At 68.8% G+C, this 10,976-nt stretch carries 12 protein-coding genes; 7 read left to right on the top strand and 5 right to left on the bottom strand.

What is annotated here, in order from left to right; translation table 11 throughout:
- Window positions 1–8 precede the first annotated feature (8 nt).
- A complete protein-coding gene (gene dut / locus ABE546_RS17660) occupies window positions 9–482 on the bottom strand; it encodes a dUTP diphosphatase (protein ID WP_046272982.1) in 474 nt (157 codons plus the stop codon).
- Window positions 479–1,738 (bottom strand): bifunctional phosphopantothenoylcysteine decarboxylase/phosphopantothenate--cysteine ligase CoaBC, encoded by a 1,260-nt coding sequence (coaBC, locus tag ABE546_RS17665; RefSeq protein WP_346464608.1) that lies wholly within the window; start codon window positions 1,736–1,738, stop codon window positions 479–481. Before coaBC ends, dut begins: the two co-directional genes overlap by 4 nt.
- 194 nt (window positions 1,739–1,932) lie before the next feature.
- Between coaBC and radC the strand changes: the two genes are divergently transcribed.
- The 5 genes from radC (at window position 1,933) to ABE546_RS17690 (ending at window position 6,613) form a co-directional block, all read left to right on the top strand.
- Entirely contained in the window at window positions 1,933–2,622 is a 690-nt protein-coding gene (gene radC / locus ABE546_RS17670) for a DNA repair protein RadC (protein WP_346464609.1), read from the top strand.
- 101 nt (window positions 2,623–2,723) lie between these two features.
- Window positions 2,724–4,412, top strand: coding sequence for an arginine--tRNA ligase (gene argS, locus ABE546_RS17675; protein WP_346464610.1), 1,689 nt, complete (start codon window positions 2,724–2,726; stop codon window positions 4,410–4,412).
- Between the two features lie 18 nt (window positions 4,413–4,430).
- Window positions 4,431–5,300: an SPOR domain-containing protein gene (locus tag ABE546_RS17680; protein ID WP_313208810.1), complete on the top strand. Its 870-nt coding sequence runs from the start codon at window positions 4,431–4,433 to the stop codon at window positions 5,298–5,300.
- Window positions 5,301–5,403: 103 nt separating this feature from the next.
- On the top strand, window positions 5,404–6,186 hold the full coding sequence (locus tag ABE546_RS17685) for a helix-turn-helix domain-containing protein (protein ID WP_313208811.1): 783 nt from the start codon (window positions 5,404–5,406) through the stop codon (window positions 6,184–6,186).
- A 70-nt stretch (window positions 6,187–6,256) separates the two neighbouring features.
- Entirely contained in the window at window positions 6,257–6,613 is a 357-nt protein-coding gene (locus ABE546_RS17690) for a VOC family protein (RefSeq protein WP_313208812.1), read from the top strand.
- A 186-nt stretch (window positions 6,614–6,799) separates the two neighbouring features.
- Here ABE546_RS17690 and ABE546_RS17695 read toward each other — a convergent pair whose 3' ends face one another.
- Window positions 6,800–7,549, bottom strand: a complete 750-nt coding sequence (locus tag ABE546_RS17695) for an SDR family NAD(P)-dependent oxidoreductase (RefSeq protein WP_176990950.1) — start codon at window positions 7,547–7,549, stop codon at window positions 6,800–6,802.
- A 97-nt stretch (window positions 7,550–7,646) separates the two neighbouring features.
- On the bottom strand, window positions 7,647–8,132 hold the full coding sequence (locus ABE546_RS17700) for a hypothetical protein (RefSeq protein ID WP_346464611.1): 486 nt from the start codon (window positions 8,130–8,132) through the stop codon (window positions 7,647–7,649).
- Between the two features lie 157 nt (window positions 8,133–8,289).
- Between ABE546_RS17700 and ABE546_RS17705 the strand changes: the two genes are divergently transcribed.
- Window positions 8,290–8,760: a DUF1456 family protein gene (locus tag ABE546_RS17705; protein WP_088432353.1), complete on the top strand. Its 471-nt coding sequence runs from the start codon at window positions 8,290–8,292 to the stop codon at window positions 8,758–8,760.
- Here ABE546_RS17705 and ABE546_RS17710 read toward each other — a convergent pair.
- The gene (locus tag ABE546_RS17710; protein ID WP_346464612.1) at window positions 8,726–9,661 is read right to left on the bottom strand and encodes a LysR family transcriptional regulator; all 936 of its coding nucleotides are present in this window, start codon (window positions 9,659–9,661) and stop codon (window positions 8,726–8,728) included. The genes ABE546_RS17705 and ABE546_RS17710 overlap by 35 nt on opposite strands.
- Before the next feature lie 99 nt (window positions 9,662–9,760).
- Between ABE546_RS17710 and ABE546_RS17715 the strand changes: the two genes are divergently transcribed.
- Window positions 9,761–10,936, top strand: coding sequence for an MFS transporter (locus tag ABE546_RS17715; RefSeq protein ID WP_346464613.1), 1,176 nt, complete (start codon window positions 9,761–9,763; stop codon window positions 10,934–10,936).
- Window positions 10,937–10,976: the final 40 nt, after the last annotated feature.

Genomic DNA, 10,976 nt, shown 5'->3' on the forward strand with positions numbered 1-10,976 from the left:
CTCCCCTGTCAGCGCACCCCGGTATGGCCGAATCCACCCGTTCCCCTGGCGCTGTCGGTGAAAGTATCCACTACCTGAAGCGCCACGCGTGCAATGGGCAGCACCACCAGCTGGGCGATGCGATCGCCGGGCTGCAGCGTGAACGGCTCGCGGCCGCGGTTCCAGGCGCTGATCAGCAGCGGGCCCTGGTAATCGGCATCGATCAGGCCGGTGCCGTTGCCCAGCACGATGCCGTGGCGATGGCCAAGCCCGGAGCGCGGCAGCACCACGGCGGCCAGGTTTGGATCGGCGATATGAATGGCGATACCACTGGGAATCAGCGCGGTGTCGCCCGGCTGCAGCGTGAGCTCGGTCTCCAGCGCAGCACGCAGATCGAGGCCGGCGCTGTGTTCGGTGGCGTAGGCCGGCAGCGGCCATTCGTCGCCGAAACGCGGATCGAGCAGCTTGACCTGCAACGGCTGGAGGGAGGAATCGATGGTCATGCGTGCAACCTCTGGGCAATCAGGGACAACAGTTGTTCGGCCAGCACGGCCTTGGAGGTGCCGGGGAACACCTGTTCGCCGCCCTGCCAGTAGGCCGTGGCCGCGTTTTCATCACTCTCGAAACCGCCGGTGCTGATCCCGACCTGGTTGGCGATCACCAGATCCAGGCGCTTGTCGACCAGCTTGCCGCGCGCGTACTTCTCCACATCGTGGGTTTCGGCGGCGAAGCCGACCACCAGCTTGAGCGCGTTGGTCTGCGTGGCCACCTCGGCCAGGATGTCCGGGGTGCGCACCAGCTCCAGGGTCAGGCTCTGGGTATCGGCGGTCTTCTTGAGTTTCTGCGGAGCGACCTGGCGCGGGGTGTAATCGGACACCGCGGCCGCACCGATATAGATGTCGGCCGGCAACGCACCGAGCACCGCTTCGCGCATCTGCGCGGCCGAGCGCACATCAACGCGCTGCACACCGGCAGGCGTGGCCAGCTGGACCGGGCCACTGACCAGCACCACCTGCGCGCCCAGGCGGGCGGCGGCGGCGGCCAGCGCGTAGCCCATCTTGCCGCTGCTGCGGTTGCCGACGTAGCGCACCGGGTCGATATCTTCATAGGTGGGGCCGGCGCTGATCAGCACGCGCAGCCCCTTCAGTTCACTGCTCGCCGGTGGCTCGGCGGGGGCCGGCGCGTGCAGCCGGGCCAGCGCGGCCACGATCGCGTTCGGTTCGGTGAGCCGACCGGGACCGGACTCGCCTTCGGCCAGCGGACCGTCTTCCGGCCCGATCACCTGGGCACCACGCTCGCGCAGCAGGGCGATGTTGGCCTGGGTGGCCGGGTGCAGCCACATGCGGTGGTTCATCGCCGGGCACACGGTCAGCGGCGCGGTCGTGGCCAGGCACAGGGTGGTGACCAGATCATCGGCGTGGCCGTTGGCCAGGCGCGCGAGCAGATCGGCGGTGGCCGGGGCGACCACGATGCGGTCGGCCCAGCGGGCCAGCTCGATATGGCCCATGGCTTGCTCGGCCGCGCTGTCCCACAGGGTGGTGCGGGTCGGCTGGCCGGACAGTGCCTGGAAGCTCAGCGGGGTGACGAACTGCTGGGCCCCGGCAGTCATCGCGACCTGCACCTGGGCCCCGGCATCGCGCAGGCGGCGCACCAGTTCCAGCGACTTGTAGGCAGCGATCCCGCCACCAACGCACAACAACAGCTTCTGGCCTTCCAACGGGCGCGCGGCCGCCGGAGAAGCCTGGGGGGAGTCAGCCACCTTGGGTGTTCCTGTCGAACCGAGGCGATTAGCTTACCCGATGGTCCGTAAGCCGCCTGATGCGCCAGCGGCATAAGCAGGCAGATTTTCGTCATAAGCAACCGCCCGACTTGGCACGATGCCCTGCATTTACCCACACGATGCCACCCGGTTCACCGATGGTGGCCCGCTCGACACCGAGGGAGACTGGCGCCATGTCGATCCGAGACTGGCCCAGTGCCGAGCGTCCCCGCGAAAAGCTGCTTGCCCAAGGCGCCGGCGTGCTGTCCGATGCCGAGCTGCTGGCGATCTTCCTGGGTTCGGGCCTGCGCGGCCGCGACGCGGTCGAAACCGCCCGCGACCTGCTGCAGGCCCACGGCCCCCTGCGCAACCTGCTCGACCTCCCGGCCGCCGCGTTGGCGGCCCTGCCCGGCCTTGGGCCGGCGCGCAGCTGCAAGCTGGTGGCCGGGCTGGAACTGGCGCATCGCCATCTGGCGGCCGAGCTGGCCCGCGGCGAGAGCCTGCGCGACCCGGCCGCCGCCGGGCGCTATTTCAAGCAGCGGCTGCGCGCCCGGCCCAACGAGGTCTTTGCCGCACTGTTCCTGGACAACCAGCACCGCACACTGGCCTGCGAGGAGCTGTTCAGCGGCACGGTGGATGCTGCAGCGGTCTACCCACGCGAAGTGGTCCGCCGCGCCCTGCTGCACAACGCGGCCGCGGTGATCGTCAGCCACAACCACCCTTCCGGCAGTGCCGAACCCTCGCTGGAGGACCGCCGGATCACCACGCTGCTGCAGCAGGCCTTGGCCCTGGTGGATATCCGCCTGCTCGACCATGTCGTGATCGGCGACGGAGCCCCGGTATCGATGGCCGCGCGCGGCTGGATGGGCGCGGGGACGGCCTGATCCGGTACGCCAAGCGCCCCGCTCGGCCCCGGTTCAATGGATCGGGGTGGCTTCTGGGCTAAAATTGCCGATTCCGCCGCTCCAGTCCCAAAGCAGGCCTTGTGAAAAATCTCCTCCGCGCCCTGATCAGCCAAGGCATCGAAGCCTTGCGCGCCAACGGCACTCTGCCGGCCGATACCCTGACCCCGGAATTCGTGGTCGAACGCCCGAAGACCCGTGAGCACGGCGATTTCGCCACCAATGCCGCGATGCTGCTGGCCAAGCCGGCGCGCAGCAACCCGCGCGCCCTGGCCCAGGCGCTGCTCGATGCCCTGCCCAAGAGCAATGATGTGCTGCGCGTCGAGATCGCCGGCCCGGGCTTCATCAATTTCCACCTCGCCCCCAGCGCCTACCAGCGCGAAGCGGCCGGCGTGCTCAAGGAAGGCGCCGATTACGGCCACAACCTGAGCGGCAACGGCCGCACCGTGGGCGTGGAATACGTGTCGGCCAACCCGACCGGTCCGCTGCATGTCGGCCACGGCCGCGCGGCGGCGATCGGTGACTGCCTGGCGCGCCTGCTGGAAGTGAACGGTTGGAACGCCAAGCGCGAGTTCTACTACAACGACGCCGGCGTACAGATCGAGAACCTGGCGCTGTCCACCCAGGCGCGTGCGAAGGGCCTCAAGCCCGACGACGCCGGCTGGCCGGAAGCCGGTTACCGCGGCGATTACATCGAGGATGTGGCCAAGGCCTATCTGGCCGGCGCCACGGTGGAGCTGGAAGGCCACTCGGTGGTCGGCGAGCGCGACCCGGACAATCTCGATGCGATCCGTCGCTTCGCGGTGGCCTACCTGCGCAACGAGCAGAACCAGGACCTGGCCGCGTTCGGCGTGGACTTCGACATCTACTTCCTGGAAAGCTCGCTGTACAAGGACGGCAAGGTCGAAGAGACCGTCGCCCAGCTCAACGCGGCCGGCCATACGTATGAGGAAGGCGGCGCGCTGTGGCTGCGCTCGACCGACTTCGGTGACGACAAGGACCGCGTGATGCGCAAGTCCGACGGCACCTACACCTACTTCCTGCCGGATGTGGCCTATCACCTCTCCAAGTGGCAGCGCGGCTACGAGCGCGCGATCACCGAGCTGGGCGCGGACCACCACGGTTCGCTGGCGCGCGTGCGTGCCGGCCTGCAGGCGCTGGACGTCGGCATCCCGAAGGGCTGGCCGGAATACGTACTGCACCAGATGGTGACGGTGATGCGCGGCGGCGAGGAAGTGAAGCTGTCCAAGCGTGCCGGCAGCTACCTGACCCTGCGCGACCTGATCGAAGAGGCCGGCCGCGATGCCACCCGCTGGTTCCTGATCGCGCGCAAGCCCGATTCGCAGCTGACCTTCGATATCGATCTGGCCCGCCAGCAGAGCAACGACAATCCGGTGTTCTACGTGCAGTACGCGCATGCCCGGGTGTGCAGCCTGCTGCGCCAGGCGCAGGAGAAGAAGCTGAGCTACACGCCGGCCGAAGGGCTGACCGGGCTGTCCTCGCTCGGCGATGAGGCGTCGCTGTGGCTGATGGTGGAAATGTCGCGCTTCCCGGAAGTCGTTGAAGCGGCCGGCCTGGCGCTGGAACCGCACCTGATCGCGCAGTACCTGCGTGAATTGGCGCACGCCTTCCACACGTGGTATCACGGCACGCAGGTACTGGTGGCCGACGAAAGCGAACGCAATGCCAAGCTGACGCTGGCCTGCGCCGCGCGCCAGGTCCTGGCCAATGGTCTGAACATCCTGGGCGTTTCCGCCCCGGAAAAAATGTAAGCAGTGGAGAAGCAGTAAATGGCAGCACGACGCGGCAAGAGCCAGGCACGGCGCAACAGCAACCAGGGCACCCCGGGATGGGTGTGGCTGGTCGCGGGTGTCGCGATTGCGGCCGTGGTGTTCCTGGCGGCACCGAACCTGTTCAAGAACGACGGTGATGGCTTCCTGCGGGTCGGCCCGCAGCCGGACCCGAACGCCCAGCCGGCCCCGGTGAGCGACGCCGATACGGACGTCGGCACCGAGCTGCCCAAGCCCGGCGCCGCCAAGCCTGCCGAACCGGCCAAGCCGGCGGCGACGCAGTACGACTTCTACACCCTGCTGCCCGGCAAGGAAGTGGAAATGTCCGATGCCGAGCTGGCCGCCAGCGCACGCGCCGAAGATCAGCGCCGCGCCAAGGCCGATGCGCAGCGTGCGCAGGCGGCGCTGGAAGGTCGTCCGTTGCCGCCGGCACCGGCGCCGACCAGCACCGCCGCGACCACCACGCCTGCGCCGGTCAGTACCGCTGCGTTGCCAGCGCCGGTGAACGAACGTCCGGCCGCCACCCCGGCACCGGCGGCATCGGCACCGGCCACGGTGGCCACCGCGCCGAAGCCGGATGCAGCGGCCGCCACCGCCCCGGCTGCCGCCGCTGCAGCCGCAGCGCCGGCCGCGGGCAACGTGCGTTACATCCTGCAGGCCGGTGCGTTTGGTGCCTCCGGCGACGCCGAGGCGACCAAGGCCAAGCTGGCGATGATCGGCCTGGCCGCGCGCGTGGAATCGGCCCAGATCAACGGCAAGACGGTGTACCGCGTGCGCATGGGGCCGTATGGCAGCGCGGGCGAGCTGGCCGAAGCCAAGCAGAAGCTGGATGGGACCGGGCTGCAGGCGATGGCGATCAAGGCGCAGTAAGGCGCGCTGCAACGAATACAGGAACGCCGGGCATTGCCCGGCGTTTTTTTTGATCGCCCAGAGCAGCCGACCCACGGTCGGCTCGACGGGTTATCGTCCCTGCATGTCTTCCCGCCCCGATTCTGATGACCTTCCCGGCGTTGCCGGTGCGACCGGTCGCTACCGCGAATGGGCGGCACCTGCTCCGCTGCAGGGCTGTTTCGGGCAACTGTGGCGCAGCGATCTGCCGGTGGGCCATAACGGTGAGGTTGCGGTGCTGCCCGATGGCTGCGTGGACATCCTGTGGCGCGAGGGGCGGCTGTATGCGGTGGGCCCGGATGTGGTGGCCGCCCACCCGCAGTTGATGCCCGGCGCGCAGGTGTTGGGCGCGCGCTTCCAGCCCGGCGCGGCGCGGGCGTGGCTGGGGGTGCCGCTGGACGAACTGGTGGGCACCGCCGTGGAGCTGGATGCGGTGCTGGGACCCCAGGCGCGGCAGCTGGCGGCGCGGTTGAATGACGTGGGCGATGGCGATGCGCGGCAGCGGTTGTTCGCGCAGGCGCTGGCTGGGCTGCCCCGCTCTACCGGTAGCCGCCACGCGGTGGCGGCGCGGGTGTTCGGGCAGGTGCGGGCCGGTGGTCATGATCTGGCCGCGATCGGTTCGGGGCTGCAGATAAGCACGCGCAGCCTGCGCCGGTTGTGCCATGAGCAGTTCGGCTATGGACCGAAGATGCTGGAGCGGATTCTGCGGCTGCAGCGGTTCCTGACGCTGGCCCGGGCGAGACCGGGAGAGGGGCTGGCGGGGTTGGCGGCGGAGGTGGGCTACGCCGACCAGTCGCACCTGAGCCGCGAGGTGCGGGCGCTGGCAGGGATCGGGGCGGCGGCGTTGTGCGCGCAGTGGCGTGGCTGACTGGCCGTTTTGTTCAAGACCGGCGCGGCCGCAGTGGCGATGCTGGGGCTCCTTTCCACGAGAAGCGCCCATGAGCACCGCACACGGCAACGATCGCCGCATCGACAACATCGAATTCAATGTCACCGACATCGCGCGCAGCAAGGCGTTCTACGCTGAGGTCTTCGGCTGGACGTTCACCGATTACGGCCCGGCCTACACCGAGTTCAGCGATGGACGCCTGACCGGTGGGTTCACCACCGGCGAAGCGGTGCAACCGGGCGGACCCCTGGTGATTCTGTATGCCGATGACCTGGTCGCCACGCAGCAGCGGCTGCAGGCGGCCGGCGCGGCAATCTGCCGGGCCGCGTTTGATTTCCCGGGCGGCCGTCGGTTTCATTTCCGCGATCCGGATGGGTATGAGCTGGCGGTGTGGACGGCCGCCTGAGGTAGAGCCGACCGTTGGTCGGCTGCCAGGATGCAGGTAGAGCCGACCGTTGGTCGGCTGCCGTCAGCGGTGGGTATGCGCCAAGGGCAGCCGACCAACGGTCGGCTCTACCGGTTTCGGGCGTGCGGCCGAGGTGTTGGCCCGTTCGGGTGTGTGGCCGAGGTGTTGGCCAGCGATGCCCTTGGATCAGTCGCGCGCGACCTGGAAGCCGGCGAACGACTGGCTGACCGGCATCACTTCGAGGCGATTGATGTTCAGGTGCGCCGGCAGCGAGGCGACCCAGAAGATCTGCTCGGCGATGTCCTCGGCGGTCATCGGGTTGGCGCCGGTGTAGAGCTTGTCCGAAGCGGCCTGGTCGCCATGGGTGCGGACCACGGTGAACTCGGTTTCAGCCATGCCCGGTTCGATCGTCGTCACACGCACGCCGCTGCCGTGCAGGTCCGAGCGCAGGCCCAGCGAGAACTGGCTGACGAAGGCCTTGGTGCCGCCGTAGGCGTTGCCGCCCGGGTACGGGTACACGCCGGCAACCGAGCTGATGTTGATGATCGCGCCCTTGCGCGCGACCAGCTGCGGCAACAGGCGATGGGTCAGCGTCACCAGGGCGGTGACGTTGGTGTCGATCATGGTGCGCCAGTCCTCCAGCGAGGCGCTCTGGGCCGGGGCGGTGCCCTGGGCCAGCCCGGCGTTGTTGACCAGCAGGTCGATGTCGGCGAACCCGGCCGGCAGGGCGGCCAGTGCCGCTTCCATCGCCACGCTGTCGCGCACGTCGAACACCGCGGCATGCACGCGCTCGGGACCGTAGGCATCGACCAGCGGCTGCAGGCGCTCGGCACGGCGACCGGTGGCGATCACGCGCCAGCCGGCCTGGGCGAAACGGTGGACAGCGGCGGCGCCAAAGCCGGAGGTGGCGCCGGTAATCAGAGCGGTACGGGTCATCGAGGTACTCCGTGGAGATCCCGACCATTTTCGCACCGATGCCCGCCCGGTGCAGCGCCTTGCGCTGCTCCGCTACCCGGTCCTGCGCGCCTTCGTCTCAGCGGATGCGGAACACCCGTGCCTTGGGCAGGTCTTCATCCACCTGCAGGAACCAGCGGCCGGCGATGCCCGGCACCACCACGATCTCGGGGTTGCTGCGGGCGGTCTTGAGCGTCATCTCGCCCTTGAGCACCTGCCACTGCTGGCCGTTGTCGAGGGTGAACACGGTGCCGGGGGCCCAGCCGCCCACCTGGCCGGTGACCTTGGCGGTGATGGGGCCGTCGTCCAGCCCGGGGAACAGGGGTGCCGGCGTCGGCACACCCGGGCCTGCGGCAGAGGCCGCCGCGACACCCCCCGGCGCCGGGGCCTCGGCCTCGGCCTGGCGCAGCAGGCGGTTCAGCGTCTGCAGCTGGGCCGGGGTCAGCCCGACCTCGGCCAGCGCCTGCGGATCCAGCCGCTGCTCCAGCGCCACATACGGAACCTGCGCCCCAGCCTGCCCCGCCAGCAACATGCCCACACACCCGAGTACCTGCCACCTGCGCATTGCCTGCTCCACTGCCTGTCGATGCCTGATCGCGGCACTGTGCTTCACTTTCATGGCAGCCAGATGACAGCGACCACCGGTCGCAGCCGGCGGCGCGCCCGGCACGGGGTAAAATGGCCGCCAGCCGCGCAGCCGCGCCGGCGGTATTGGACGTCCCATGATCAACAACGATGTACTGCGCAGCATCCGCTACATGCTCGACCTCAGCGACGGCATGATCGCCGACACCTGTGCCCTGGCCGATCCGGCCTTCGTGGTCGACAAGGCCGATGTGGCCGGCTGGCTGCGCAAGGAAGACGAAGAAGGCTTCGTGCCCTGCGACGACCGCACCCTGGCGCATTTCCTGGATGGCCTGATCGTACATTTCCGTGGCCGCGACGAGAGCCAGCCGGTCCGCCCGGTGGAAAAGCGCATCACCAACAACCTGGTGCTGAAGAAGCTGCGCGTCGCCTTCCAGCTGAAGGACGTGGACATGCACGAAGTGTTCGACGCCGCCGGTTTCTCGGTCTCCAAGCCGGAACTGTCCGCGCTGTTCCGTCAGCCGGACCACAAGAACTACCGCGCCTGCGGTGACCAGATGCTGCGCAATTTCCTCAAGGGCCTGACCCTGCGCGTGCGCGGCGCCTGAGTGAAGCCTTGGTACGTGGCTCCGGCGCCGGGGCCACGTGCTGCAGCAGCTCCGCCATGAAGGCCCGCGCCGCCGGCGTGGGCAGGTGCGACCAGACCGCATGAACCCGCCGGGTCGGTGCACCCTGGATTGCCACACAGGCAACGCCGCTGAAACCGGCAGCGATCGCCTGCGGCACGATGCCGACCGCCAGACCCTGCTGCACGAAGCGCTCGACCAGCGCCATGTGATTGATCTCGAACGGCACCCGATGGGGCAGTCCGGCGGCGGCGAAGGCCTCGTCCGTCTGCCGGCGGGCCCCACTGCCCTGCGGGAAATCCACCAGCGGCAGCTCGGCCAGCGTCGCCAGCGAGAGCCGTCTGCGCGTCGCCAATGGATGCGCTGGCGGCAGCACGGCGACCATCGCCTCCTCGGCCAGCAATCGGTGCTGGGCGCCCTCGATCGGGGTCCCCGGCGACAGGCCGACCAGCGCCACATCCAGCCGCCGCTCGCGCACGTCGGCCATCAGCACTTCGCTCTTGTCCATGCGCAGGCGGAACTCGACCTGCGGATAGCGCTGGTGAAAGGCCGCCAGGCAAGCGACCAGATCCACCGCGGTCAACGAGGTGATCTGGCCGATGTGCAGGATGCCGCGCACCTGGCCACCGACGGCGGCGACGTCATCGCGCAGATGCCGCAGTGACGCCAGCACCTGGCGTGCGTGCGTCAACAGTGCTTCACCGGCGGGCGTTACCCTGACCTGACGCGGCAGGCGCTCGAACAGCGTGGCCTGCAGTTCGTCTTCGAGATGGGCGATCTGGTGGCTCAGCGCCGACTGCACGACGTGGCAGCGCTGCGCGGCACGGGTGAAGTTGCCTTCCTCGGCCAGCGCCACCGCGAACTCGAGCTGCTTGAGGTTCATCGTGCCATCTCATTTTCAGATGCATTGGATGATAACTATTCATTTCCCTCATTTACCGATCGGGCGGACACTGGCGCCCCTTCTTTCCTGGAGCCCGTCATGGCCCACGACGTGCCCTCGCCCCTCAGCCGCTGGCAGGTCCTGCTGATGGCCTTCGCCACCGGTGTGGCCGTGGCCAGCAACTATTACGCGCAGCCGCTGCTGCACACCATCGCCGGGCAGTTCGGGGTGTCCTTCGCGCGTGCCGGTACGGTGGTGACCGTGGCCCAGCTGAGCTATGCGGCGGGCCTGATCCTGCTGGTGCCGCTGGGCGATCTGTTCGAACGGCGCCGGCTGATCGTGGTGATGTCGCTGTTGTCGGCGGCCGGCCTGGTGCTGAGCGCGCTCAGCCATCAGTTCGTGTGGCTGCTGGTCGGCACCGCGCTGACCGGCCTGTTCTCGGTGGTGGCGCAGGTGCTGGTGCCATTCGCGGCGACGCTGGCGCGGCCGGAGGAGCGTGGCCAGGTGGTCGGCACGGTGATGAGCGGCCTGCTGCTCGGCATCCTGCTGGCGCGCACGGTAGCCGGGGCGCTGTCCTCGCTGGGCGATTGGCGCACCGTGTACTGGATCGCCGCGGCGGCGCTGGTGCTGACCACGGGCATGCTCTATCGGCATCTGCCGCGCTTCCATCAGACCGCCGGGCTGGGCTATCTGCAGCTGCTTCGCTCGATCGGCACGCTGTTCGCGCAGGAACCGGTGTTCCGCCTGCGCACCGTGCTGGGCGCGTTGAGCTTTGCGATGTTCGCGATCTTCTGGACGCCGTTGGCGTTCCTGCTCGCGGCCGAACCGTATGGCTACAGCGATGCGACGATCGGTCTGTTCGGGCTGGTGGGTGCGGCCGGCACGCTGGCCGCCGGTGTGGCCGGACGCATGGCCGACCGCGGCAAGGCCGCGTTGGCCACCACCGTGGCGCTGGTGCTGCTGGCCGCGTCGTGGCTGCCACTGGGCTTCTCCACGCACTCGCTGATCGCACTGGTGCTGGGCGTGATCGTGCTCGATCTGGCTGCGCAGTTGTTGCATGTGAGCAACCAGAACGTGGTGTATGCACTGCGCCCGGAAGCACGCAACCGGCTCAATGCCGGCTACATGACCGGCTATTTCATCGGTGGCTCGCTGGGCTCACTGGTCTCGGCGCAGGTGTTTGATCGCTTCGGCTGGACCGGTGTGTGCGTCACCGGTGCGGGCGTCGCGCTGGTGGCGATGGCGGTGTGGGCGGTGGCGGTGGTACGCCGGTAGAGCCGACCGTTGGTCGGCTGCATTGCGCGCCGCCTGGAGC

The organism is Stenotrophomonas sp. TWI377 (assembly GCF_039674525.1).
GTDB lineage: Bacteria > Pseudomonadota > Gammaproteobacteria > Xanthomonadales > Xanthomonadaceae > Stenotrophomonas.

What these genes read in the sequence shown, in the direction of transcription:
- ABE546_RS17685 (WP_313208811.1), top strand. Translation starts at nt 5,404, where the DNA reads ATGTCTTCCCGCCCCGATTCTGATGACCTTCCCGGCGTTGCCGGTGCG.
- radC (WP_346464609.1), top strand. Translation starts at nt 1,933, where the DNA reads ATGTCGATCCGAGACTGGCCCAGTGCCGAGCGTCCCCGCGAAAAGCTG.
- ABE546_RS17705 (WP_088432353.1), top strand. Translation starts at nt 8,290, where the DNA reads ATGATCAACAACGATGTACTGCGCAGCATCCGCTACATGCTCGACCTC.
- ABE546_RS17710 (WP_346464612.1), bottom strand. Translation starts at nt 9,661, where the DNA reads ATGAACCTCAAGCAGCTCGAGTTCGCGGTGGCGCTGGCCGAGGAAGGC.
- ABE546_RS17700 (WP_346464611.1), bottom strand. Translation starts at nt 8,132, where the DNA reads ATGCGCAGGTGGCAGGTACTCGGGTGTGTGGGCATGTTGCTGGCGGGG.
- ABE546_RS17690 (WP_313208812.1), top strand. Translation starts at nt 6,257, where the DNA reads ATGAGCACCGCACACGGCAACGATCGCCGCATCGACAACATCGAATTC.
- dut (WP_046272982.1), bottom strand. Translation starts at nt 482, where the DNA reads ATGACCATCGATTCCTCCCTCCAGCCGTTGCAGGTCAAGCTGCTCGAT.
- ABE546_RS17695 (WP_176990950.1), bottom strand. Translation starts at nt 7,549, where the DNA reads ATGACCCGTACCGCTCTGATTACCGGCGCCACCTCCGGCTTTGGCGCC.
- ABE546_RS17715 (WP_346464613.1), top strand. Translation starts at nt 9,761, where the DNA reads ATGGCCCACGACGTGCCCTCGCCCCTCAGCCGCTGGCAGGTCCTGCTG.
- ABE546_RS17680 (WP_313208810.1), top strand. Translation starts at nt 4,431, where the DNA reads ATGGCAGCACGACGCGGCAAGAGCCAGGCACGGCGCAACAGCAACCAG.